This is a genomic window from Xanthomonas sp. NCPPB 2922, from assembly GCF_041520885.1.
GTDB lineage: Bacteria > Pseudomonadota > Gammaproteobacteria > Xanthomonadales > Xanthomonadaceae > Xanthomonas > Xanthomonas campestris.
In genome coordinates, this window is record NZ_JBGOFY010000005.1 from 180,306 (window position 1) to 206,372 (window position 26,067).

The 26,067-nt window shown below is 62.9% G+C and carries 12 protein-coding genes, 1 other RNA gene and 3 pseudogenes; 3 read left to right on the forward strand and 13 right to left on the reverse strand.

Going from position 1 to position 26,067, the window contains the following annotated elements:
- Positions 1 to 71: 71 nt before the first annotated feature.
- The 3 genes from ACD584_RS08800 to ACD584_RS08810 are packed head-to-tail and all read right to left on the reverse strand — an operon-like array spanning position 72 to position 3,030.
- Complete coding sequence (locus ACD584_RS08800; RefSeq protein WP_175611659.1) at positions 72 to 926, reverse strand: BRO family protein; 855 nt, start codon at positions 924 to 926, stop codon at positions 72 to 74.
- Entirely contained in the window at positions 919 to 2,427 is a 1,509-nt protein-coding gene (locus tag ACD584_RS08805; RefSeq protein ID WP_076036986.1) for a type I restriction-modification system subunit M, read from the reverse strand. Before ACD584_RS08805 ends, ACD584_RS08800 begins: the two co-directional genes overlap by 8 nt.
- A 15-nt stretch (positions 2,428 to 2,442) precedes the next feature.
- Positions 2,443 to 3,030: a restriction endonuclease subunit S gene (locus tag ACD584_RS08810; protein ID WP_175611658.1), complete on the reverse strand. Its 588-nt coding sequence runs from the start codon at positions 3,028 to 3,030 to the stop codon at positions 2,443 to 2,445.
- A gap of 169 nt (positions 3,031 to 3,199) precedes the next feature.
- On the opposite strand from ACD584_RS08810, the gene ACD584_RS08815 reads away from it, so the two are divergent.
- Positions 3,200 to 3,460 (forward strand): XAC0095 family protein, encoded by a 261-nt coding sequence (locus ACD584_RS08815; protein WP_076036984.1) that lies wholly within the window; start codon positions 3,200 to 3,202, stop codon positions 3,458 to 3,460.
- Between the two features lie 237 nt (positions 3,461 to 3,697).
- Here ACD584_RS08815 and ACD584_RS08820 read toward each other — a convergent pair.
- From ACD584_RS08820 to xopAU, 3 genes and pseudogenes are all read right to left on the reverse strand, one after another.
- Positions 3,698 to 4,084, reverse strand: a pseudogene (locus ACD584_RS08820) (recombinase family protein); the annotation flags it as partial.
- Between the two features lie 73 nt (positions 4,085 to 4,157).
- Positions 4,158 to 4,265, reverse strand: a pseudogene (locus ACD584_RS08825) (transposase); the annotation flags it as partial.
- Between the two features lie 134 nt (positions 4,266 to 4,399).
- Complete coding sequence (gene xopAU / locus ACD584_RS08830) at positions 4,400 to 5,959, reverse strand: XopAU family type III secretion system effector serine/threonine kinase (RefSeq protein WP_076036983.1); 1,560 nt, start codon at positions 5,957 to 5,959, stop codon at positions 4,400 to 4,402.
- A gap of 399 nt (positions 5,960 to 6,358) precedes the next feature.
- Between xopAU and xopK the strand changes: the two genes are divergently transcribed.
- Entirely contained in the window at positions 6,359 to 8,932 is a 2,574-nt protein-coding gene (gene xopK, locus ACD584_RS08835; RefSeq protein WP_274340382.1) for a type III secretion system effector XopK, read from the forward strand.
- A gap of 61 nt (positions 8,933 to 8,993) precedes the next feature.
- Here xopK and ACD584_RS08840 read toward each other — a convergent pair.
- A non-coding RNA gene (locus ACD584_RS08840) (sX9 sRNA) lies at positions 8,994 to 9,069 on the reverse strand.
- Positions 9,070 to 9,388: 319 nt separating this feature from the next.
- Between ACD584_RS08840 and ACD584_RS08845 the strand changes: the two are divergent.
- Positions 9,389 to 11,736, forward strand: a pseudogene (locus ACD584_RS08845) (Ulp1 family isopeptidase).
- Between the two features lie 233 nt (positions 11,737 to 11,969).
- Here the strand turns inward: ACD584_RS08845 and ACD584_RS08850 are convergent.
- The 6 genes from ACD584_RS08850 to ACD584_RS08875 form a co-directional block, all read right to left on the reverse strand.
- On the reverse strand, positions 11,970 to 13,811 hold the full coding sequence (locus ACD584_RS08850) for a beta-galactosidase family protein (protein WP_070690193.1): 1,842 nt from the start codon (positions 13,809 to 13,811) through the stop codon (positions 11,970 to 11,972).
- Between the two features lie 49 nt (positions 13,812 to 13,860).
- Entirely contained in the window at positions 13,861 to 16,206 is a 2,346-nt protein-coding gene (locus ACD584_RS08855; RefSeq protein ID WP_076036982.1) for a GH92 family glycosyl hydrolase, read from the reverse strand.
- 136 nt (positions 16,207 to 16,342) lie between these two features.
- The gene (locus ACD584_RS08860) at positions 16,343 to 17,773 is read right to left on the reverse strand and encodes a glycoside hydrolase family 125 protein (protein WP_175611855.1); all 1,431 of its coding nucleotides are present in this window, start codon (positions 17,771 to 17,773) and stop codon (positions 16,343 to 16,345) included.
- Between the two features lie 174 nt (positions 17,774 to 17,947).
- Positions 17,948 to 20,614: a glycoside hydrolase family 3 C-terminal domain-containing protein gene (locus ACD584_RS08865; RefSeq protein ID WP_076037868.1), complete on the reverse strand. Its 2,667-nt coding sequence runs from the start codon at positions 20,612 to 20,614 to the stop codon at positions 17,948 to 17,950.
- 248 nt (positions 20,615 to 20,862) lie between these two features.
- Complete coding sequence (locus tag ACD584_RS08870; protein WP_076036980.1) at positions 20,863 to 23,550, reverse strand: glycoside hydrolase family 2 protein; 2,688 nt, start codon at positions 23,548 to 23,550, stop codon at positions 20,863 to 20,865.
- Between the two features lie 21 nt (positions 23,551 to 23,571).
- Positions 23,572 to 26,028, reverse strand: a complete 2,457-nt coding sequence (locus tag ACD584_RS08875) for a family 20 glycosylhydrolase (RefSeq protein WP_076036979.1) — start codon at positions 26,026 to 26,028, stop codon at positions 23,572 to 23,574.
- Positions 26,029 to 26,067 lie beyond the last annotated feature (39 nt).

Below are 26,067 nucleotides of genomic sequence, written 5' to 3' on the forward strand. Positions count from 1 at the left end.
GGGAAGGGGGGGGTCAAATTGACCCCCCCCTTGCGGCAAGTGCTTGATTTGCCATGCGACATGCTGGCTGTTCATTTCTTGGCCTTGTCGTTGCCCGATGCCGGCTTGGCGTCCTTCTGCAGCCGCTTGATGCTGGTTTTCGGTGCGGGCAGGTCTTCCGGCAAGGTTCCACCCAGTTCCTGAATGGTTTTGCGCACCGTCTGGCCCACCTCCAGATGCGTCCGGTTGGCCGCCGTCTTGCCCTGCACGTTGTCGCGGCGCAGCTTTTCTTCCGCCTGCGTGGCACGGAACAGGTTGGCGGCCAGTTCGGTGCTGCCCATGTGGTCGAGGATCGTCTGGCTTTTCTTCAGGGCCTTGCGTGCGTGGATGTCCTTTGCGCCCAGGCCGCCGTACAACCCCTTGTAGCCGTGGTCCTGGAAGACGGCGTACTCCAGCGGTGTTTCCACACCGGCCTGTTTGGCTGCGGCGGCCAGATCCTTGTTGTGCTGGCTCATCTGGTCGCGCAGGAACAGGCGCCGCTGGTTCTCGCTCAGGGCATCGAAATCGACGGCTTCTTCGCCCTGGAGGCGTTCGTTGCCGATGCGCGCCAGCCAGCGCTTGAAGGGTTCGGCCTTGGGCGAGGGGATCGATTGAATGATGCGCAAGGCGCCTTCCAGCGTGGTGCAGTTCAACAGCTGCGGTCCGCCCGCAGTGGCCACGCGTAGGGGAGTGACCAATGTGTCCCAACTGCGGGAGAGCTCTTCATCGCGGCGACGCAAGTTGCGTAGATAGTTTTCCGGGCTTTCCGAGTCGGTCAGTGCGACAACCAGGTCGATGACCGCAAACCACCATTGGCCTTGGTGCCATGTGCGCCGGACTGCAGCACTGTCGTGTGCCGGGAAGCCCTCGTCAGCATGTGTGGCGATGTGGGTTTTTTCGTCACTCATAGCCAAGCTCCTTGAGATAGGCGGCCATCTGCGTTTCGAGTGTTGCCAGCTCGCCCTTCAACTGCTCGCGCTCGCGGCGCACTGCCATCAGGTCGATCTCTGCTTCTTCCTCGAAGGTGTCCACGTAGCGCGGGATGTTGAGGTTGTAGTCGTTGCCGGCAATCTCCTCCGGGCTGGCCAGGTAGGCGTATTTGTCTACGTTCTGGCGCGCCTGCACCGTGTCCAGGATGCGTTGCAGGTCGCTCTCGCGCAGCAGGTTCTGGTTTTTGCCGTCCTGGTACTGGCGGCTGGCGTCGATGAACAGCACTTTTTTGTCTTTCTTCTTGGAGCGGAAGACCAACACTGCTGCCGGGATGCCGGTGCCGTAGAACAGTTTCTCCGGCAGGCCGATCACCACGTCCAGCAGGTTTTCTTCGATCAATTTCTGGCGGATGCGGCCTTCGGCCGCGCCGCGGAACAGCACGCCGTGCGGCACCACCACGGCCATGCGGCCGGTGCGCGGTTTCATGGTGGCGATCATGTGCAGGATGAAGGCGTAGTCGCCCTTGGTGCGCGGCGGCAGGCCGCGACGGAAGCGGTCGTGCGGGTCGGTATCGGCGCTGTCGTGGCCCCACTTTTCCAGCGAGAACGGTGGGTTGGCCACCACGATGTCGAAGTCCTTGAGGTGGTTGCCGGCCAACAGCTTGGGATTGCGGATGGTATCGCCCCATTCGATGCGGTGGTTGTCCTCGCCATGCAGGAACATGTTCATCTTGGCCAGCGCCCAGGTGCTGCCGATCGCCTCCTGGCCGTAGAGCGCGTACTTGCCGCTGCCGGTGCGCTCGCGGATCAGCCGGCCGCACTTGAGCAACAGCGAGCCGGAGCCGCAGGTGGGGTCGCAGATTTCGTCGCCTTGCTGCGGGTCCATCAGGCGCGCCATCAACGTGGAAACCTCTGGCGGGGTGTAGAACTCGCCTGCCTTTTTGCCGCTGCTGGAGGCGAAATTCTTGATCAGGTACTCGTAGGCATTGCCGATGATGTCGAGCTGCCCAATGCGCGAAGGACGCAGGTTGAGTGCGGGCTTGGCGAAGTCTTCCAGCAGGTGGCGCAGCAGGTCGTTCTTCTGCTGCTCCTCGCCGAGTTTGTTGGCGTTGAAGCTGATGTCCTGGAACACGTCGCGCAGCTTGCCCAGGTTGGCGTCTTCGATGGCGTGCAGCGCGGTGTCGATGCGCTCGCCGTTGCCGGGGCGGTGGCGCTGGTCGTACAGGGTGTAGAAGTTGGCGCGGTGCGGCAGCACGAAGCGCTCGTTCTTGAGCAGCTCTTCGATCAGGCCGGGCTTGTCGCCGTGCTTGGCGGTGTAGTCGTCGTAATGGTCCTGCCAGACGTCGGAGACGTATTTCAGGAACAGCATGGTCAGCACGTAGTCCTTGTAGACGCTGGGGTCCACGGTGCCGCGGAAGGTGTCGCAGGCGGCCCAGACGGCGGCGTTGATGGTGTCCTGGGCGATGTCTGTCTTGCTCATGGGGTTTCCAAAGGCTTAGGCGAGGAGGCGCTCGGCGAGGATCGCCAGCTCTGTTGTGCGGTTGTCGATGAGTGCGTGCAACGCGTCGCGCTCTGCATGTGCAGCCTGCTCCAGCGCAATGACCGCGTGTTGCAGTTGCAGTGGGGGTAGGCGGATGGGGGTCATGTCCAACACCGTGCGGCGGATGCTCAGCTGGTTGCTGCCCTCGGCCGATTGGCGCAGATAGCGTTGTGCCGGCGCCTGATTGAGTTGCCACGCGAGAAAGGCGGGCAACAACTGCTGCGGTGCCTTCACCCGGATGACATAGATGTGTGGGGAGCAGAGCGTGCGTGGCGGCGGTGCCTGCACCAGCGCCGCGAAGGTGTTGGACCCTCTGGCGATGAACACGACGTCCTGATCCAGGAGCCAGTCGGGATGCTTGCGGCCTTCCACCTCTGTTGCGACAAGCGCGTCGTAGGTGCAGAGCCGGGTGCGTGGGACGTCCCTGATTTGGACGACGCGCACGCTGCCCCCGGCAACCTCAGGAATCGACCCGCGAAACGGGTAGCCCATGCGGACATCCGCGTGCTTGGCAAGGGTGGTGATGAGTGCATGATTGATCATGAAGCGCACAATGAAGAAAAACCCTATTCCTGTCAACAAATTTGTGCTTCATTTTATTTGATGCAATAAAAATGGATGCGCGAAAGCCGGTTGCTTGGTAATCTCATGGTCAAGGAGCGGTGTCTCCTGACGAGAGAGCACGCCATTCGGTATGTGACGGGAGAAAAGAATGCAGCAATCTTTTGACGGTGATGGCTCCGTGCTGGGTTATTACCTGCCCGAGCAGGCGCAGGACCGCCTGCAGAAGCTTGGCGAGCACATGCGTTTTCTGGCGCGGATTGCGGAGCCGCGCACGCGCGCAGAAGAGCAGGCCCCGCAACTGGCGATTCGCATGGACGAGCTGGCGCTCTGTCTAGAGCTGCTGGCAGAGCAGGTACGTCTGATTCTTGATGAAGCGCGCTGGCCGGCGACGCTGCACGCTACGGTTTGAAGGATGCGGCGGGTGATGGTGTCGGCGCGGGTGCGTGTCAGTCCGCATGCGGCTCGTGCAGTGTTTAATGCGTTCGTTGCACGCGATATGGGTACGTGGCAGCCAAGCCTTGTGCAATCGGCATTAAGTATCGCAAGGAAAACTCTGAACAACTAACCAGTATCTTGCGGGCTTCAATCAGCACCGCCGAGATGGCGTGCAATGTTGGTGTTTGCGCTGTAATCCAGGCGCCTTCTTGTCCTGCATTGATTGGAGCACGACCTTTGCCACGCCTTTCGCCTCGGCCGCCACTTCGGAGAAATCGACGCCGCCGTGAACGGCGAGGCGCGCACCCGTCGCGCGGATAGACGCCACCAGGCGCTTGGCTTCGACCAGTGGCAAGCGACTGATCCGATCGATCTTCTCTGCGATGACCACTTCGCCCGATTGCAGATCCTCGATCATTCGCAGCAACTCAGGGCGATCGGCGCGCGCACCAGAAGCCTTCTCACGATAAACGCCGGCGACGTAGAAGCCAACGGCCTTGGCCTCTTGGACGATCGCGGCCTGTCGCGTGAGGTCCTGGCCATCAGTGCTGATACGCTGGTAAATCCGAGCAACCCTGGGCTGTATTGGCTCGGTCATTCTCGGTTTTACCGTCAGTCTCAGGGCCACTGGCGATTGGACTAGGTTGGGCGCCACCGCCGTGAACCCACGTTGCCCAACGGTTGATGCGCGTGAACACCGTATGCCAGTTGCCAAAACGCGTGGGCAGGTCGCGTCATTTCCAGCCATTCTCGGCAACATAGACGATGGCATTGGCCATTGCAGCTGGCTATGTCCACGTCGCCAGGCTATGTCGGCAGGCAGCGGTTGATTTTGGGGGGGGTGTTTTTGCGTGATCTCCATGCCCGATAGCTTTTTTGCTTCGGGTTTGAAAGGATTTTCAGAGGCGGCGCATCAGGTCAATTTTTCGAGAGTTGCATGGACATTGTCCCGGGGCCCTATCGCGGCGGCGTTGAGGAACGGGTCCTTCAGTAAATCCTCTGCCGTGGCGCCGCCGTTCTCCTTTGGGGTAATCATGCGGTTGAAAAAACGGACGATCTCTTCCCTGTCTTTTAAGTGTAGCTGTTTCAGCGCATCCATGAACGGGAAATCTTCTTCTGTCTTCGCCCTGAAGATTCCAGTAAAACCCATGTCGTGAGTCGGGCATTTGATAAAATGCACCAGGAGCTGAGCAGCGCTGTAGACATCCCGTGGATGAGAGGCCAGCCGGTCAGTGGCCTGCGGATTTGCCTCGATAAAGCCGGGCGTGCCATACCTGACGGGCTCACCTTCTTCTTCACCCAGGCCAAAGTCGATCAGCCGGAAAATTTTCTTGGATCCGTCGTACATGACGTTGTTGTGCGAAACGTCTTGGTGAACGATTCCCGTGTCTTCACAGCAGGATAAGGCGATCAGGACATCGGCTATCAGTTGCCGTGCCACGTCGAGATACTCTGGCGCAGCGATCATCCCTTGCTGCAATGCCGTGCGTGCGCGCTTGATCAGATTGCCGACAGTGATGCCGTTGATTTTTTCAAGCAGTATGCCGAATATGTCGTCGATCTGCACCAGACCGTAGGCACGCATGATACGAGACCGCTCATCAAGCGACACGGTCATTTGATATTCCCTGTATATGTTGGCTTTGTGCAACGAGACAGGGTTTTTTGGATCGGGCGCATCTTCCTGGAAGCGCTTGTCATACAGTTTGGTCGGGATCGGATCTTGGGGATCGGGGTTCAACATCGCCTTGAAGACAAAGTCCCGCCCGCAATTTTCTTCGCCACGCCAGAAATCCTCAGCCAGACGCACAGCATAGGCTCGCCCGGAAGCGCCTTTTCCGAGTGGCTGCATGTCCTTGAGGTTTTGGGTGTCGCCGTTGTGCGTTCCTTCAAGCCGCACAGGGAGGAAGCCGTTCTCGATTTCCAGCGCACCAGGTTTCAACAATGACAGTCGCTCGATCAGTTCTGAACGCCGAGAATTGGTGGTGAGGTCCCTTATTGTGCGCGGACTGAGCGAGACGTCCTGTTGACGATAACGCATGTCCCGTGACCGTATTCTTTCGTTTCGCAGGATGCCGGAGGCACTCGAGGGAGACGGTGTCAGGGCGAGATAGCCAGGTGTGGGCGGGTCGAGTAGCGATCCCAGTACCGGCAAATCGGAGTATGGCGTCGATCTGCGGCTGGAATCGGAGCCTGGCGTTGTTGATGTGCTGCTGCCGCTGGACAGCGAGCGTGGAAGGGAGCGTGGCACTATCAGTCTGGGAGGTGGGTGATCTATGTTCACACTCAACTCTTGGACAGAGGACTCGCCGCTTCTGATTCTCCTTTTTTCCAGCAGGTTGAGCAGGGGATCCTGGCCGGGAGTGGCGGGCTCATGGTGTTCGGATGCAGGATGCATTGAGGTCTCGGATTGATCGCCCTCCGCTTTCATGCCATGTGGGATAACCGGGGAGGTGGGTGAGATCTTTTTCATGGTGAGAGACACGTGCCGTAATCGTTGAAGTGAGCGGCTGGTAAATCGCAGGGAGTTGTCAGGGCAGGCATGACACGAATGGCGGCCATCCCCAGCCGTCGCGCGGACGCTCGTGCGACTTTCTACTCAGACATGTAGCGCACGCGGCACCTTCGTACGAAGTCGTGTAAGACAAGGCGAAATGGCGTGCAACTGTGCGAATACGCTCACTAAAATAGGCGTGATGGATAGAGCGACAACACACGATACTTTCTCAGGCGAAGTCCTCATCAGCTATGTAAGTCAGCCCTGAATGCGCCTTGCTCCGCGATTCGTTCCCGGGCACGTGCATTCGCAGTTGCACTGAGACCCGTGGGCAGGAGGCGTAGCCTCCCGGCTCACGTATGCGGAGCCTGAGCTATGCGCATCCAGCAACACACAAACAGTAATGTTCGTCTGTCTAATTCGCCCGCTCCAGATGTGCCTGTTTCAGCTGAAGATTTTCCCGCTTCCAACGGCTGGCCCATGGGGCTGGAATCGTTAAGAAAAGGTTCGCTTCGGAGAAATTCCTCTTCCAGGCACGCGTCCGGCAGGCACACCGGCGAAAATGCCATGGCCGAAATTCAGGAAGCAGAGGCGGTCTATGATGCATTCGTGGTCGCCAAGTATCTTGCCGATCCACTGCATGGCACTGTAGACAATACGGCGGAACTGATCGCGGAAATGCCCAACTCGGGCGAACCGGAACATTCCCCGGAAGCCGACCAACCCGCGCATTCACACGAACACACGCCGATCGATCACACGCCAGTGTCGGCAGACCATCAGACGCAGCATGGTATCGGCGCGGAGCACTCTCTGGATCCGCATCCGATCGAGCCTGCAGCGCACGAGAGCCTCCTGCACACCCTGGCTGAGGAGGGGGCGCCGGAAGGCGTTGCCGATCTGGCAATGAGCTTGAGCATCAGTGGCGCCATGCTGCCGCTCTCTGGCCTTGCGATCTACGCCGCCTACAAGGAAACCCGCGAAGTGGCCGAACAACGCGGCGCCCTGCGGCAGCGCGAACGGCAGCTGCGGTCAGAGATGGCATCGTTGCGAACTGTGCCGGAGAGCGGCCCATTGAATGCAGTTGCAGGCGCTCAGGTCCATGCCTTGAGCGAGGCGATTGATACAGTCGCTTACCAACAACAGCGCAACGCACGTGATGGCGCTATCGCGGTGACCTCGATGGCGTCCGCAAGCGTGATCTTTACCAAGGCCACGACAGAGCTCGGCATCCAGGGCGGGTTGGCACTCGGCGCCAATAACGCAAATGCTGCTGGCTTGATCGGCCACAGCACCGCCGCCGCAGGCGTCGCGTCGGCGGCCGGTATTGCCGGCACATTTGTGTTGGCTCCGCTGGCAAGCGTCGCTGCCACCGCGCTTGGCGGTACGTTTCTGCACCAGTCACGCAAGGAGAAAACGCGCGTGGTTGCCGATGTGGCGCGTGTCGAAGACTTCATGCAACGCCTGGAACCGGGCGAGCTCAGCCCTGGCGCACAACGCTACCAGCACTTCTTGAGCACCAAGCTGACCCAGCGCAGCGGATTCGCCGGCAGCTTCAACAACTGGAACAAGGGCTTTGTCGTTGGCGGCGTCACCTACACGGCCAGCACTTTGACCAAAACCGGAGTCAGTGCTGCTGTTGTGCTGGGTGCAGCCACCGTGACCGGGCCGGTGGGCACCGGTTTGGTGGTCGGTGCCGGTCTGCTGGGTGCGGTCACGATGGGTGTTGGTGGCCACCAGTTTCTGCTGGCGCATGGCAAGCAAAAACGGTATCGCAACTACGAGACTGCGGAGATGCCCAGCGTGGACCGGGCATTGCTTGCCATGGCCGACCTGCTGCCCACGCCCGAGGCGGGCGTCGCTGCCTCACCGGGGGAAGTGGATCCGCATGGCACACCACGCGTCAGTGACGGTGCCTCGGGAAAAGCGTCGGACACCGTCGTGACGACGGGCACTGGTGACCAGCTGGAGTCTGACCATGTCATGCCCGGCCCAACCGAACACACGGTGGCTGCCCAGTCGGTAGCGGCAAAACAGGCATCGCCTGCAGCCGACGACGCGTCAGCCGCGACGGAGGCGACTGTTGCCGTTCCGCAGCATGGATTCGAACTGCGCAGCGCCCTGTACGCCTGTATCGACGGTCAGGAAAAAGCACGGGACGCGCTCTTGCAGAGCTGCGCCAACGACATGAAGAAACGCTATCGGGCAGTGCCTCGCTCTACCGATCAGAGCCCAGCAACTGGTCAGGCGGCTCAACCGTCCTCGCTCGCCAAGCGAGCCAGGGCAGCGCTTTTTGCTGGGGCGACCTACGGGCGAGCAGTGCTCACCGGCAAACCCCGCGTCGCTGGCGAAAAAGCCGCGCGAAGCTATGCAAAACATACCGATACATTGACCGAAACAGCGTTGAACCAGTGGCTGCAAACGCCAGGCTCGGTCAAGTCGCGGGTTGCGTACATGCAAAGTTGCCTGGAGTTACAAAAGAAATATCTAGACTCGAAACTGCGCTTGCGGGTGGAGCTGCCGGCGGAGGATGCTGCCAGTGGTGCAATCCCAGACACAGAGGCCACAGCCACGACGGCTGCGCAGGCGCACGCACGCTTGACCACGCAACTGCATCAAGCGCGTGAGCGCGACGAGTTCCAACTGCGATCTGTCAGCTTGATGTTGGAAGAACTGGGCATGGCAAACGAGGAGCTGGAAAGTTCGGACATGAGAAAAATCCAGCGCGCAGAAAACAGGATGCAGGGGCTGCAACAGCGCCTGATCGCTGCGTTGACCGCAAACGCGATCACGCCGCAGCCAGGAAGTGCGGGCTTTGCGCATTTCTGCATGAAACAGGCCCGGCGGCACACTAGCGATGTGCGCGGCACGTTGCTGGCCACCGAAATGCAGGCCGCGCGCATCCGCGAAGGCGCTGCGGCCGCGGCAACGCCGTCATTCAGCCCTTGAGCGATCAGCAACAGTGGCGTCGTTGCCAGTGGAATGCACACCTGCCGCCACGGCCTGGAGTGGCTGACAACACTTGGCGAGCAGTCTTCAGTGTATGCGGGCTGCGCGCTCAGAACCGCAGCGTATGAGTGGTACGTACCTGTCTACAAAGCCTTGGGCGTATCAATGCTTCGTCGCCTCAACCAGGACTTGGGTGAGCCACCGCGAAACGGAGCGCTGCTCGCCAAACCGCGACACGGGAAGATCGCTTTCAAGAAAACGGATTCGCCTCCGAGAGTTACTTGCATCGTGAACGCCTGGCAATATCAAAATTAGCTCCAATAGGTACTTCAAATGATGGACGGATTATTTAATTTTGACTATAAAAAATATCGCGGAATGACGGAGGCGGCGGATGATCACCGCAATTCTACGCCCCCGGAAGAATACAGGGAAAACCACAGCGCGGGTTATAACATGAATCCGCTGCTTGAATCCCTCCCGCGAAGAAATCCCACGCAAGTGCATGCCCATAGCTCGGTCCATCAGATGCGCGCAGCCGCGCCGACCTCCAAAACCCATAGAGATTACTCAAAAGTATTAGAACTAATCGGCGCCTATGGCGATGGCGAAGATATTACCGAGCTACGAAGAAGATTTCCAGGTTTTTCTGGCTTTTTGGCAGAAAGCAGCCTGTCACGTATGAGTGGCATGCAGATGCTTCGGGAATTGAACGAAGGTCAACGCGACGAGGTCATACATCAAATAATGAGACGAATTGAGAATGTCTTGGTTCCTGAAGATCGAGAAATCGCGCTGAGCAACCTGGAGTTGGCTTGCAGTCAAAATATGGTGCTGAGCCAAGCCGCTTTGGATCGCATTGCCGGAGCCAAAGCCAAAGCCAAAGCCAAAGCCGAAGAATCCGAAGAAGCCAAAGAAGCCAAAGAAGCCAAAGAAGCCAAAAGCGCGATCAGCGAAATTATGGGATATCTACCAAGATATGAAGCATTAGAGAAAGTGCCAAGCGCTGTGAGATTCCATAATTACTTGCGTGGTGATGGCTCATTCGGCCGGGCGCTACTTAACATCCTTCCATACATCACCCCGGATCAGAAGAAAAGATTTGATCTGGCAAGCGAGAGACGCAAACTGGCCTTGGCCGCTCCAAAAAGCAAGCCCGCTCCAAAAAGCAAGCCTCTAAAAGGCGTATTCCGGACCCTCCGTCAAAACCCAGATTTGCTTCTTGCCATTTCAGGCAAATTCAGCAATAGAACGTGCAGTATCGACGATGCAAGCAGCGGATATTTATCACAAGCAAACCTCGAAGAATGGTCGACGAGGAAACCGGCGAACTGACTCGTCTGGGTGAAGCAGTGATTTCAGGAGCATCCCAAGGCATCCAGACGGCAATTCGCGCCAACTTCAGAATGCGTTATCAACAAACGGATCTGCCTCCAAACAGCCCCCCTCAGGCCTTCCATCGGCCAGAAGAAACGTGGAATCCCAAGACCCCGGCGGGTTCTTCCTATTCTTCCTATTCGTCCCTGATCCCGCCCACCCCCTCTGGCGGTTGGCCGCAGAACGCATCAGGTGAGTGGTATCCCGATACTCCGGCTGATTCTTCCTATCGTGCATGGCCAGCCCGGCCCGAAGCGTCGAGTTCCACCTTCGATGATCTCGAGTCCTTGGACTCCAGGCGGAACTATAGTTATCGCGAATTCGACCTCAACACCCCCCAGGAAATCGAGCAGCCAGGGTGGTGGCAGCACGCCACGTCGGCGGGTTCTTCCTATCGTGCATGGCCAGCCCAGCCCGAAGCATCGAGTTCCACCTTCGATGATCTCGAGTCCTTGGACTCCAGGCAGAACTATGGTTATCGCGAATTCGACCTCAACACCCCCCAGGAAATCGAGCAGCCAGGGTGGCAGTACGCCACGCCCGCCCAAAGCACGGACTCGACCTTCGACGGCCTCTCCTCCATGAGCCATTATGGCCGCGAATTCGACCTCAACACCCCCCAGGAAGAAGATGAGCCTTGGGACTACGGCACGCAGACTCCCGTGGGGCACTCGGCCATGAGTCCCGAGAGGATCGATGTGGACAATCTGCCGTCGCCCCAGGACGTCGCAGACCCCGAGCTTCCTCAAGTGACGGACACTTCGTGGCTGCTGGATGGACATTTGCGCGCCTACACCGACGACCTCGCTCGCCGATTGCGAGGGCAGCCCAATGCCCATTTACTTCACTTTGCCGACTCGCAGGTAGTGACCATGCTGAGCTCCACAGATCCAGGCCAACAGGCCCGCGCACGGCGCCTTCTTGTCGGAGACGACGTCCCACCTATCGTGTTCCTGCCGATCAATCAGCCCAACTTTCATTGGTCATTGCTCGTCGTCGACCGTCGCAACAAGGACGCTGCCGCAGCCTACTACTACGATTCCATGGCACAGACGCAGCCACAGCAACGCTACCTTGCCGACATGGCGGCCTATCACCTCGGCCTTGATTATAAAGAAATTCATGAAATGCCCACCGCGATACAGCCGGACGGTTATTCCTGCGGCGATCATGTGCTGACCGGGATAGAGACGCTGGCTCACAGGGTGATCGACGGCACGTTCGACTCTGCGGACGGCAGGGACCTGAGCGAGATCGCACCAGGCCGCGGCCTCATCACGGATCGTCTTGCCCAAGCCCAAGCCCAAGCGGAGAGGGATCGTCTTGCCCAAGCGGAGCAAGCTCCAGCAGAAAGCAGCGTCAGGCAAGTTTCCGAACGATCTATCGAACAGAAGAAAAAGAAAAGCAAGTGGTGGAAAAAGTTCTAGCAATTTGACAATCGGCGATAGAGAGGGTCGGCAGGAATCCGTAAAAAATTTCTTGCCTTACAGCAAGTTAGCTCACTTTTGGCTATTTTTTACACGAATCCCTGCCAACCCTCATTCCGAGCACCGACTGCGACCGTCTGGTGGCCACGCAGTAGTTTTGTTGGCGGCTCTTAACCGATCGAAGCGAACGCTGCGCCCGTCTGATGATGAGCGCGGTGGTTTCTTGGCCGCGCTTACTCCTTCGGCGTGATCCACACCTGCTGCTGCAAACCACGCACGCTGGGCTTGGCGGTGCTGTCCAGATCGAACACCACCACGGTGTTGTCGCCCTTGCGCTGGAACGGTGCCGGGAAGTACAGCGCACGTTGCGCGCCGATGTTCCAGTGGCGGCCCAGGTTGACGCCGTTGGTCCAGGTCACGCCCTTGCCGAAGGCGCGCATGTCCAGATAGGTATCGGTCGGTGTGTCGATGCGCAGGGTGCCGCGATGGAAGGCAGGGCCATCGACGTGATTGCGGGTCCAGCCGCGCAGGCTGTCGGGCGAGCGCATCGGCAGCGGGAAGGCCTGCCAGCCGGTGAGTTGCCGGTTGTCCAGCAGCACCGGGTCGACCAGGCCGGCGCGGCCGTCGGCCATGCGCGGGCCGTAGTTGATGCGGCCGCTGTTTTCCACCAGCACATCGAGCGTGTGTTCGCCGGCCGGAATATCCACGTTGGTGGAGACCTGCTGCAGGCGACGTTCGACGCTGCCGACCGGCTTCTTGTCCAGATACACGCGTGCTACGTCGCGCACCTCGCCCAGGTACAGCGCGCCCTTGCGCGGGCCGGTGACGGTGGTGCGGTAGAGGATGTAGCCGTAATCCTGGCCGAAATGTTCCATCGGCTGCGGGGTGTCGATGGCGATCGGGGCGGGCAGGTTGTCCCATAGCGAGGCGGATTCGCGCAGTTGGGTTTCCGGCAGGGCGGCGATGGCGATCGGTGCCGGTAATGCAGGCGGTTGCACGCCGGTGACGCGGGTGATGGCATCGCGCATCAGTGCGAACTTGGGCGTGGCACGGCCGGCCTCGTCGAGGATGGCGTCGTAGTCGTAGCTGGTGGTCTGCGGGGCGTAATGGTCGCTGGGATTGCCCTGGAAATTGGCACCATTCATGAAGCCGAAACTGGTGCCGCCGATGAACATGTAGAGATTGGCCGAATGGCCCTGGCGCAGGATCCACTCGAGTTCTTCGGTCTGTTGCTTGGCATCGGTGCTGGCGTGCGGCTTGCCCCAGTGATCGAACCAGCCGGCCCAGTATTCGCCAACCATGCGCGGTTGGTCGGGGCGGAACTTGATCAGTTTGTCGAATGCGCTCTTTGCTTCGCCCGGCGCAAAATTCACCACCGCCAAGGTGTCCGGCAAGGTGCCGTTGGCGAGCATGTCGGCGCCGTCTGAGGTGAACAGCAAGGCGTCGTCGAAGCCGGCCTTGACGTACATGGCGCGGTTGTCGGCCATGTAGGCGTGGTCGTCGTCGTAGGAGCCGTATTCGTTCTCGACCTGCACGGCGATGATCGGGCCGCCGTTATGGTTAAGCAGCGGATGCACCTGTTTGGACACGGCATCCAGATAGGCCTGGCTGGCAGCGAGAAAGCGCGGGTCGCGGCTGCGTACGCGGATATTGTCCTTGCCGAACAACCACGCGGGGTAGCCGCCGGCTTCCCACTCGGCGCAGGTGTAGGGGCCGGGGCGCAGGATCACGTTGAGGCCCTGCGCGGCGGCTTCGCGCACGAACGCGGCCACATCGTTGTTGCCGGAAAAGTCGAACTGGCCTTGCTGCGGTTCGACCAGGTTCCAGAACACGTAGGTCTCCACCGTGTTCAAGCCGAGTGCGCGCGCCTTCTGCAGGCGGTCTTTCCAGTATTCGCGCGGAATGCGCTGGAAATGGATGGCGCCGGAGAGAATCTGGTACGGCTTGCCGTCGCGCACGAACTGCGTGCCTTGGGTGCCGAAGCTGGGCCAGGTGTCGGTAGTAGCGGCAACCGCGGTGACGGGAAGTGCGAACGCGAGGGCCAGAACGAGCGGTGCAAGGGTGGTGCGCAACATGGGAAATTCTCGGCGGTGACGAGTGACTTGTAACGAGTAAGAACGAGCATCAAGCAAACGACGGCGGCAAATCCTGCTTGTTCGCACCAAAGGTCAGGTTTGGCTTGGCGCCCATGCTGAATTCCAGCGTGCCGCCAGCCGCCAGATCGGCATGGCGCATCCAGCTACGGTTGATCGGTTTGCCGTTCCAGGTCAGCGATTGCACGTACACGTTTTGTGCGCTGTTGTTGTTGGCCACGATGCGCAAGGTGCGGCCGTTGCCGACATCCAGTTCTGCGCGCTTGAACAGCGGGCTGCCGAGGATATAGTTGCCGCTGACCGGATCCACCGCATATAACCCCAGCGCACTGAGCACGAACCACGCGCTCATCTGCCCGCAGTCTTCATTGCCGGACAGGCCGTTGCGCGCGTCGTGGTATTGCTCGCGCAGCAGCCGGTGCACCATCGCCTGGGTCTTGTACGGCTGGCCGGCGTAGGCGAACAGATACGCCACGTGATGGCTGGGTTCGTTGCCGTGCGCGTACTGGCCGACCAGACCGTCGATATCCGGCGGCGCATCGGCGGGCAGTTCGGAGCTGGTGGAAAACAGTTCGTCGAGCTTGGCAACGAAGCCATCGCGGCCGCCGTACAGGTCCATGTAGCCGTACAGATCGTGCTGATTGAGGAAGGTGGCCTGCCAGGCGTTGGATTCGGTGAAATCGCGCCATTGGGTGAGGTGGCCCATGCCGCGCGGGTCGAACGGTTTGGCCCAGCTGCCGTCTTCCAGCCGCGCCTGCACGAAGCCGCTGTCGCGATTGAACACGTTGCGGTAATTGCGCGAACGGTCGCGCAGTGCGCGTGCATCGTCGGCGGCGCCGGCGGCCTGCGCCAGGTGCGCGCAGGCCCAGTCGTCGTAGGCGTATTCCAGGGTGCGGCTGACCGCCTCGTCCACCTTGTCGGCGGGGATGTAGCCAAGCGCGCGGTAGTACGCCAGGCCATGCGTGGTGTCGTCCATGGCGCGCTTGCGGTAGGCCGGCCAGGCGGCTTTGTAGTCGATGCCGGTGAAGCCCTTGGCATGCGCTTCGGCCAGCACCACCGCCGAGTGGTAGCCGATCATGCAGCCGGTTTCCACGCCTTGCAGCGGCCAGATGCCCACGCCATCCGGGCATTCATTGGCGCCGCGCACCAGGCATTGCACCAGGTCGGGCACGCGCTCGGGCTGCACCAGGGTGAGCAGCGGATGCGCAGCGCGGTAGGTGTCCCACAACGAGTAGGTGCTGTAGTTGTGATACCCCTTGGGTGCAGTGTGGATCTGCAGGTCCATGCCGCGGTAGCGGCCATCCACGTCACTGAACAACGTGGGCGCCAACAGGCTGTGATACAGGCCGGTGTAGAAGATGCGCCGTTGCGCGTCGTCGTCGCTGTCGATCCGCACGCGCCCCAGTTCCTTTTCCCACGCGGCCACGGCTTGCGCATGCACGCGGGTGAAGTCGAAGTCGGGAAGTTCGGCATCCAGGTTGGCCAACGCGTTGTCCGCGCTCACCGCCGAGATGCCGACCTTGATCAGCAACGGCGCCTCGGAGGCGTCCGGATAATGCAGTGTAGCCTTGAGATGCACGCCATCGGCGCTGCGCAGCCCGGCGGCGAGGGGCTGGTCTTCGTTGTACAGCTGCACCTTTTCGAACGGGCGCGACAGCCGCATGGCGAAGTAGATATAGCGGCCCTTGGCCCATTGATAGACACGGCGGCCGCCGGTGATGGTCTGTGCGTCGACCACGCGCAGCTGCGCATCGCTCACGCGGGTGGCGATGCCGGGTTTGTCCTGCATGCCATGGCATAGGTCCAGCAGCACGTGCGCAGGTTTGCCCTTGGGGAAGTGGTACCGGTGCAGGCCGGCGCGCGCGGTGGCGGTGAGTTCGGCATGCACGCCGCTGTCCTTGAGCCGCACGCGGTAGTAGCCGGGCGAGGCCGCTTCATCCGCATGGTCGTAGCGCGAGCGATAGCCGGCGTCGGGATCATCCAGCGGGCCGGGTACCAGCTTGACCTCGCCGGTGGCCGGCACCAGCAACACATCGAGCATGTCGCCAATGCCGGTGCCGGATAGATGCGTGTGCGAGAAGCCCATGATCGAGCCATCGGACTCGTGGTAGCCCGAGCACGAATCCCACACCGCGTTGTAGGTGTCCGGGCTGAGCTGCACCATGCCGAACGGCAATGTCGCGCCGGGGAAGGTGTGGCCGTGGCCGCCGGTGCCGATGAACACGTCCACGTGGCGGGTGAGGTCCGGGCGCGCACGCGCGTCGGCCGGCAGTGCGTAGGTGCCTGCGCGTGCGCGGGCGAGGCCTGTGGCCAGAGCGCCGCTACCGAAGAGGGCTGCTGCGATGGCGCCTTGTAGAAAACCGCGTCGTGTTGCCATGTGTCTGGTCTCGGAGTTTGCGGGCCGATGCCGGGGCACCCTCATCCGCCCTTCGGGCACCTTCTCCCGGCGGGAGAAGGGAAGATCAAGTGCTCTGTCATTCCGCCTGGAAAGGAAGATCTAGCGCTTCGGACGATCAACTACTGCGCAGCAACTGCGGTTTGCGCTGATGCAGGTCGATGATGAGTTCGCCGAACAAGGTGTTGGCCCAGGCGAACCAGTCACGCGTGAATGTGGCCGGGTTGTCCTTGTCGAAGGCCTCATGCATGAAGCCGGTGCCGGCATGCGTGGTCTTGAGCCACTGCAGGCATTGGCGCAGCTGCGTGTCGTCGTCGCTGACCAGCGCGTACTGCACGATCGCCATCGGCCAGATGGTGCCCATGCCGCTATGCGGGCTGCCCACGCCTTCGGCCGCGGTGCCGCGCGAGAAGTACGGGTTGCGTTCGCTCCAGGCCAGCTGGCGTGTGCGCAGGAACACCGGGTCGGCGCGATCGCAGCAGCCCAGGTAAGCCAGGCTGAGCAGCCCGGGCGCGTTGGCGTCGTCGATGAACAACTGGTTGCCGTAGCCGTCCACTTCGAACGCCCAATACGCCTGCCCGTCGCTGTCGCGCATCTGCCCGAACTGGCGTGTGGCGGTTTCCACTTCGTCGGCCAGCGCCGTGCAGTCGGCCGCGAAGGCGCTGTCGCGATGGATCTGCGTGCTCATGCTGGCCAGCTGCCGCAGCGAGGCCACCGCGAACAGGTTGGCCGGCACGAACAATGGGAATACGCAGGCATCGTCGGACGGGCGGAACATCGAATGGATCATGCCGTTGGGCTTGGTCGGCTGGCCGTAGCCTTCCAGCACCAGCGTCTCGGTGGCCAGCGGCGAGGGGCGCTGGAACACGTACGGGCCGCGGTTGTCCTTGCGCTGCTGTTCGCGGAAGGTGCGCACCACCACGTGCATCGCCTCGCGCCAGTCGTCGTCGAACGGCGCAGTGTCGTTGGTGGCACGCCAGTATTCGTGCGCAATGCGGATCGGGTAGCACAGCGAATCGATTTCCCACTTGCGCTCGCCCACACCGGGCTTCATCTCGGTGATGTCGTTGAGCGACCACTTCAGGCGCTGGGTCTGGCCATCGGGCAGGAACGCGTTGGCATACGGATCGAGCTTTATGCAAGCCGCCTGGCGCTGGATCAGGCCATGGAACATGCATCGCAGCGCGGGGTCGCGCTTGGCCAGCGGCACGTACGGATGCACCTGCGCGGACGAATCGCGCAGCCACATCGCGTGGATGTCGCCGGTGATGACGAAGGTGTCCGGCTTGCCGTTGCGGGTGCCGGTTTCCACCGTGGTGTCGAGCGTGTTGGGGTAGCAGTTCTCGAACAGCCAGGCCAGTTCCGGGTCGGCGATGCGCGCCTTGATCTGGGTGATCTGCTGCTCCACTGCGGTGCTGACAAAACGGCGCTGCGCCTTGGGCGGACGCTTGCTGACAAAGCGCGAGGCCGGTGACGAAGTCGCCGCACGCGCACCGGGAATGCCGCCGATCAGCGCGCTGCCTGCGGCGGCGCCGAGCATACCCAGCATCGTGCGGCGCGAGACGGCGGCGGTGGCGGATTGCGTGCTGTCGTCGCGCGCTGGCTCAGTGATGCTGTCTGTGGGGATCTTACGCATGGATACTCCTGATGCCGCGCCCGGGCTGCGGGCGCGTGGTGTTCGTGACGCGCATGCCGGCGCTGCGCCGGCACGCTGCGAATGGCCTTACTTTGGCAGCGGTGCGCGGCCCTGGATGGTGAGCGCCACGCTCTGGCCGGCGGCGCCGGTGTCTGGCTGGCCACCACCGACGAACAGCCGGTAATCGCCGGCTTCCACCGCGCGCGTGCCTGTACGGTCCACATCGCTCAAGGCGCGCGCATCCAGGGTGAAGGTGAGCGTGCGCTGCTCGCCCGGTTTCAGATGCACGCGCTGGAATCCAACCAGGCTGCGCAATGGCGACTGCGGGCGGTCTGGATACTGCAGATACACCTGCGTCACTTCATCGCCCGCGCGTTCACCGGTATTGCGCACGGTCGTGGTCACTTGCAGGGGGCTGCCGGCCTGCAGCGTGGTGGCGGACAGGCGCGGCGTCTCGTACGCAAAGCGGGTGTAGCTGAGCCCGTAGCCGAACGGAAACAACGCCTCGCCCTTGAAATAGCGGTAGGTGCGGCCCTTCATGTCGTAGCTGACGTATGGCGGCAGGTCCTTGGTGGAGCGATAGAACGTCACCGGCAGGCGCCCGCCGGGGTTGTCGTCACCGGCCAGCGCACGGGCAATGGCGGTGCCGCCGGACTGGCCGGGGTACCACGCCGCCACGATTGCATCGGCATGGGTCTTGGCCCAGTTCAATGCCACTGCGCTGCCGCTCATCAACACCACCACCAACGGCTTGCCGGAGGCCTTGGCACGCTCCAGCAAGGCCTGCTGCGCGGCGGGCAGGGCGATGTCGTTACGGTCGCCGCCGTCGAAGCCGGGCACGTCGATACGCAGTTCCTCGCCTTCCACATCCGGCGATAAACCGACGAAGGCCACCACCGCATCGGCCTGCGCCACGGCTTGTTCGGCCTCGGCCAGTTGCGCGGCGGCCGGCGCCAGCCATTCCAGGCGCACGCCCTGGTCCTGGCCGCGGTGTTCGAGCTCCAGGCGGATCTTGCGTGGGCGGGTGTCGTCGAAATGCAGCACCGTCTCCACGCTGCGGCCGTCGGCATTGTGCATGCCGGCCGGCACGTGCTTGTCTTCGGCGTTGCCGGCAACGACCAGTTTGTCGTCGATGTACAGCCGCACCGGGTCGTGACCGGTGCAATCGAAGCACCGCGCCACGCGCACTGCCAGCGTGTAGTCGCCAGTGCCGGGCGGCAACAGCTCGCCGCTCCAGCGCACGGCGTAGCGATCGGCAGGCACGCCCTTGGCGGGGCTTACCTGGTCCCAGTTGAAGCTGATCGCGCGGTCCTGGCGCGTCACGCGCGGTGCGCCTTCCAACTCGACATTTTCGAAATACTCACCGCGCAGCCCGGGCTTGCCTTCGCTGCGCAGCGCGGTCTCCGGAATCATGCCCGGCACGCCAGCGGCCAGCGGCGCGCCTTGCGCGTAGCGCACCTGCTGCGCGCCGAAGCGCTGGCGCAGGCCGAGCAGCGGCGTCACCGGCTGCGATGAGGTGCCTTGGTAGTTGGCTTCCAGTGCAGCCAATGCATCGGCGTTGGGGCCGATCACCGCCAGCCGCGTGCCGGCCTTCAATGGCAGCGTGGCGTTCGCGTTCTTCAGCAGCACAATCGACTCGGCCGCCGCCTGCAACGCCAGCGCACGGTTGCCCGCGTTGTCGATGTCCTTGGCGCCGAGCCTGGCGTAACGGTCCTTGCGCGGCGCCTGCAGCTCGCCCAGGCGGTAGCGTGCGGCGAACAGGCGCACCAGCGATTGATCGAGCAAGGCTTCGTCCACTTCACCGCGTTCGATCGCGGTGCCAAGCGCGCGATAGGCAGTGCCGCAGTTGAGATCGTGGCCGGCCTTGAGTGCTGCCGCCGACGATCCGGCGTTATCCGGGCGGAAGTAATGGAACTGGGTCATGTCGTCCACTGCATCGCAGTCGGAGACCACAAAGCCCTTGAAGCCCCAATCGCCGCGCACGCGGCCGTTGAGCAACCAGTCCGCCGCGCATGCCGGCGTGCCGTGCAGGGAGTTGTAGGCGCACATCACCGAGCCGGCCTGGCCCTCGACCAGCGCGGCGCGGAACGCAGGTGTGTAGGTCGCTTCCACATCGCGCGGCGAGACGTCCACATCGAAACCATGCCGGCCCGGTTCCGGGCCGCTGTGCACGGCGATGTGCTTGGGCGTTGCAATCGTGCGCGGATGTTCCAGGTCATCGCCCTGCAGGCCGCGAATGAAGCCCACGGCCAGTTGCCCGGTGAGGAAGGGGTCCTCGCCATAGGTTTCCATGCCACGGCCCCAGCGCGGGTCGCGGAAGATGTTGATGTTGGGCGACCAGATGGTCAGGCCTGCGTAACGCTTGTGGTCCTTGCCTGGGCCGCCGGCCTGGTTGAACTTGGCACGTGCCTCGGTCGACACCACCGTGCCCACCTGCTGCATCAGCTGCGTATTCCAGCTGGCGGCCAGCCCGATCGCCTGCGGAAACACCGTGGCGTAGCCATTGCGGGCAATGCCGTGCAGGCCCTCGCTCCACCATTCGTAGGCGGGGATGCCCAGGCGCGGAATTGCCGGCGCCGCGTTCATCGCCTGGGCCACTTTTTCCTCGCGGCTCATCTGCGCGACCAGTGCAGCGGCACGCTGTTCCGGCGTGCCGGTGGGCGCTGCGGCCTGAGCGGGCGCGCTGGTCAGCGGTGCAGCCAAGGCAAATCCGAGAGCGAGGGCCAGGCGATGCGGAAACACGGACAACGACATCATTTCACTCCTGCCGTGCGGCAGTGGCCGCGCGGCGTTGCATTGGGGTACCCGTCGCGTGCGACGGGCAGGGATGAATCTGGATGCGGCAGGCCGTGCATTGGCACTGCCGCGGTAGTGCGACTCCCGCTCGCGCTGCTGCGCAGGTGCGAAGCGGTGCGATGGTGCTGGCGTGCGCCGCGCCTTGCACCAACGATGATGTTCACCGCGGTGCACGCGCCGCGCTCACTGCGCAGCGCACTGCAATGTCATTTGCTTTCGGCCGGCTCCGGTGGTGCACCCGCCAGCGTGCTGGCCAGGTCGCGGACCTGCATCGCCGACTGCAACTGCGCCAGCGCTGTCTTGCTGGTCACTTGCACGGTCAGCGGCTCGCCCGGCAGCAGGTCGAAGGCGTTGTCCGACAGCGTGGCGTCCACGTCGCCGAACGATAGCCACACCTCGCGCGCCAGCGTCTTGCTGGACAGCGTGAGCGCGTAGCCATCGCCATCGGCGCGCCACTGGCTGTCCATCGTGGCGGTGGGCAATGCCAGTTGCTTGGCGGCGGCGAAGAACACCACTTCGCGCGACAACAGCTTGTCGCCGTCGAATAATTCGAACACCGCATAGCTACGCTTCGGATCGGCGCTGCCCAGCAATTGCTTGTCGCTGAAGTTGCCCACCTGCAGGCTGCTCAGCGGCTTGAGCGTGGCTTTTTCTTCGCGCTTGCTCAGCACCTTGCCCTCCATGCTCATCACGCGCATGCGCCAGCGCGCCTGCAGCGGCGTGGTGCGGTCGGACACCAGCGAGACCTCGGTCTGGCCCTTGTCGTTGCGCAGCGCGGCGATCATCTCCGGCGCATAGAAGCGGCGTGCGTGGTAGTGCAGCGCCTTCCAGCGGCCGTAGTAGTCCACGCTGGACCAGGAGGCGCCGGGCCACACGTCGTTGAGCTGCCAGTACAGCGAGCCCATCGATTGCGGGCGTGAGGCGCGCAGATGCGAGGCGGCCAGGTTGATGCCTTCGGCCTGCATCAGCTGGCTCAGGTAGACGAAGCTTTCGAAATCCTTGGGCTCGCCAAATTCGCGGCGGATATACAGCATCAGCCGCTTGTTGCCGTTGCCCTTGTCGAACTTCTGATGCACGCGCATCACCGGCGATTCCGGATCCATGTCGCCGGGTTCGGCGAACGCGCGCACAGTGCGCATGTCGGGGAACGACTGCAGGCCGTATTCGGACATGAAACGCGGAGTGACATTGAGGTATTCGGTGACCGGCAGCGCCGGGCCGCCCCAGACCTTCCAGTAATGCATGTCGCCATCGTTGGCCTGGTCGGCGGCGCCGTCGAAGTTGGTGCCGGGCGAGGTGGACCAGTACGGCACGTCGCTATCGTAGGTGGCGACCACTTCGCGGAACACGGTGCCGAACAGCGTGGTCATGCCACGCTCGATGCGGCTGCGTTCTTCCGGGTCCACCGACTGCTTGAACTTGACCCGGTCGCCCCAGTTTTCCCAACCGGTCTGCACTTCGTTGTTGCCGCACCACAACACCACGCTGGGATGGTCGCGCAGGCGTTTGACCTGTTCGATCGCTTCCTGGCGGGTGTTTTCGCGGAACTCCACGTCATACGGCGGCACCGCGCCACCGAACATGAAGTCCTGCCAGATCATGATGCCCAGCTCGTCGGCCACCTCGTAGAAGTGTTCGTCCTGGTAATGGCCGCCGCCCCACATGCGCAGCATGTTCATGTTGGCATCGCGCGCGTCCTGCAGGGTGCTGCGCATGCGCGCCTGGCTGACGCGCGAGGGGAAGGCATCCAGCGGAATTAGGTTAGCGCCCTTGGCAAAGATCGGGATGCCGTTGATCACGATCTCCATGCTCTTGCCGAACTTGTCTTTTTCGCGGCGCAGCTCCACCGAACGCAGGCCGGTGATGCGCTTGATCTGCTGGCTGTCGCCATCGCCATCGGCATCGCGCACCGTCGCCACGAAGGTGTAGCGGTCCTGCGCGCCGTAGCCGGCCGGGAACCAGCGCTTGGGCTTGGCGATGCGCACGGCCAGATCGATTCGGTTCTGGCCCGGGTCGACCACCGCGTCCTGGGTGAACTGGCCCACGCGTTGGCCATCCGGGCCGAGCACGTCAAGGCTGACCTGCACCGGGCCGCTGCGGCCGGCCTGCAACTCCAGCTGCGCCTGCAGTTGCGCGCTATCGGCATCCACACGTTGCTGGGCGATATGCAGCCCATCCACGCGCACCGCATCCCAGGCTTCCACACGCACCTCTTTCCAGATGCCGGCGTTGACCATGCGCGGGCCCCAGTCCCAGCCGAAGTTGTACGGCGCCTTGCGCACGTAGGTGGAGCTGTGCCGCGATTCGGGCTCGTCGCCGAAAGCCGAATCGTAGGCGCCCGGCAGCGCGTACGGCTGCTTGGCGAGCCACGGCTGGATCTTCTTGATCGGCGAAAACAGCTTCACTTCCAGTACGTTGTCGCCGCGCTTGAGCAGCGCCTTGGCGTCCACGCGCCACTGCCGGAACATGTTGTCGGCACTGAGCAACGGCTTGCCGTTGAGGGTGACCTCGGCAAACGTATCCAGGCCATCGAACACCAGCTCCACATGCTCACGCGCGAGCGTGGTCGCATCCACGGTGAAGCGCGTCTGGTACTGCCAGTCGCTCAGGCCGGCCCACTGAATCTTGCCTTCGTTGTCGCGGTAGAACGGGTCCGGCACGACCTTGGCGGCGATCAGATCGGTCTGCACCACGCCCGGCACCTGCGCCGGCAACCAGGCCGCGGCCTTGGGGTAGGTCTTGGCCTGTTCCTGCCCCGGCACCAGCCGCACCTGCCAGCCGCTGTCCAGCGTCACGGCCGTGGGCGGCGCCGCCCAGGCCTGCGACATGGCGAAGGCGAGGGCAAGCCCGAGACGGGCGGGTGCAGGAACACGACGGTGGCGGGACAGGGGCATGCAGGGTTCTCCTTGGAGGGATCAGCGCGTGGCGGCGGGGGGCGCCTGCGCGGTGGTTTCAATCAGATGGACGGCGCCGATGGCATACAACGGGCCGGTGATGGGGGCGGTGAAGCGCAGGCACAGATCGTGCGTGCCGGTGTGCGCAGGCAGCGCGCTTTCCAGCGTGAATTGTTCGCCGAGCGCGTTGCCCTTGGGCAGCGGGATGCGCGCGAGCACCTCGCCTTCGCAACCCAGGCGCACTTCGAGTTCGCCGCCGGGTGTCTTGGCGGGATACTTCTGCACCTTGGACTGCTCGTGCGCCAGGCCGAAGTTGCGCGCCAGGCGTGCGGCGTCCACCTTGATCGCGCCCACACCATCCAGCCGCGCCTGCGGATACAGGCGGCAGGCATGGAACAGGTCCACGTTGTAGACCGGCGTGTCCGCGCCCGGCAGGTCCGGCAGCAGCGGCAGGCGCAGGCCCAGCGCCCCTTGCTCGACACAGTGACGCAGACCCTGGGTATCGCGGCTCAGCAGCGCGGCACGGTCAAAAGTGCGGCTGCGCGGGGCGGCCAGTGCGATGCCATCGTCGGTGAAGGCGGTGGCCTTGACGGTGGTGGGCAGCTGAATCGCGAACGGCGCCGTGTAGCGCGGTGCATCCGGCGTGGGGTCGCTGCCATCCACGGTGTAGTGCAGGCTGCCGGCGCCGCTCTGGTTGCCGAGCGACACCTTGGCCGGGCCACCGGCCAGTACCGCGTTGACGTCGCCCTCCAGGTCGATGTCGGCGGCAAACGCGCCATCGCTGTAATCGATGCCCAGCGCCTGGTAGCGCTGCAGCTGCGCCGGCATCCGCGCCAGGAAATTCTTCCAGTCGCGCGCGGCCATCGGCGACCACGTCACTTCGGCCACCGCTGCCAGGCGCGGGAACAGCGCGTGGTCGATGTGCCAGCGCGATGGAATGTATTCGGCCCACAACGCGCCCTGCGCGCCGAGCACATGCTTGGCCTGCTCGGCATTGAGCGCGGTCGGCACCGGGTTGAATGCGTAGACCTTCGAGAGCGGCAGCGTGGTCAGGCGGCCGTTGGGTTCATCGCTGCGCGTGGTTTGCAGGTTGTCCAGATACAGCGAATCGCCCGGTACCAGCACCACGTCGTGGCCTTGCTTGGCGGCGGTCACCGCGCCTTCGATGCCACGCCAGGACATCACGGCCGCGCTGGCCGGCACGCCGCCTTCGAGGATTTCGTCCCAGCCGATCATGCGCCGGCCGTGTTGGGTGAGGTACTGGGCCAGTTGCTCGTTGAACCAGCCTTGCATCGCGTGTGCGTCCTTGACGCCGAGCTTGCGCATCTGTGCGCGAACGGCCGGCGAGGCTTCCCATTGGTCCTTGACTGCCTCATCGCCGCCGATGTGGATGTAGGTCGACGGGAACAGCGTGAGTACTTCATCCAGCACATTGGTGATGAAGGTCAGGCTGCGCTCGCTGGTGTTGAAAAGATACGGGTTGACGCCCCAGTCCACACCCACCTGGGTGCGCACACCGGGGACGCCCACTTCTTCGGGATACGCGGCAACGGCCGCCTGCGCATGCCCGGGCATGTCCAACTCGGGCAGCACGGTGATGTGCAGGCGCGCCGCGTAGGCCACCACTTCGCTGATCTGTTCCTGCGTGTAGAAGCCGCCATAGCGCTCCGGTGTGCCGTGCTGGCCCGCGCCCGGCGGCGTGCGCCACGCACCCACCTCGGTGAGCTTGGGATAGCGCTTGATCTCGATCCGCCAGCCCTGGTCATCGGTGAGATGCCAGTGCAGCACGTTGAGCTTGTGCACGGCCATCGTGTCGAGCACATGCTTGACCGTTGCCACGTCGTGGAAGTGGCGCGCCACATCCAGATGCTGGCCGCGCCAGCTGAAACGCGGCCAGTCGCGGATGGCCACCGCCGGTACCTCGACATCGCCCTTGCGCGCATCCGGGGTCATCAACTGCCACGCGCTCACGGTGCCATAGAACAACCCGGCGCCATCACGCGCCTGGATGCGGAGGCCCTTCGCGTCGCTATCGAGGCTGTAGCCTTCCTTCTGCGCTACCTGCGCCTGCGCGCTGCGTTCCAGGCGGATGCTGCCCGGCGATGCGCTGGTTTCGTTGCGCACTTCCAGCGACAGGCCGCGCGTGCGCTTGAGCAGCTCGGCGAGATATTCGGCGCTGCGGCGTGCATCGGCATCGCCACCGACGATCGAAATCACCGTGCCGGCACCGATGTGGAAACTGCCACTGCCACGTGTGACCTGCGCCGGTGCCGGAATCAGGGGCAGCGGTGTGTTGGCGGCAGGTGCCGCGGGGGCGCCTGCACTGGCAACGGCCGGTGCAGTGCCGGCCTCGCGTTGACCACATCCAAGCAGGGCGCTGACTGCAACGCAGCAGACAAGCAGGCGCGACGGCAATCGTGTGGACAGCAGCAGGCGCGACGACAGCGTGCGTGGAACAGGGCCGGTGTTGGAGAGCATGCAATCACATCCCGATGTGGCAATCAGCGCGTGTCATGC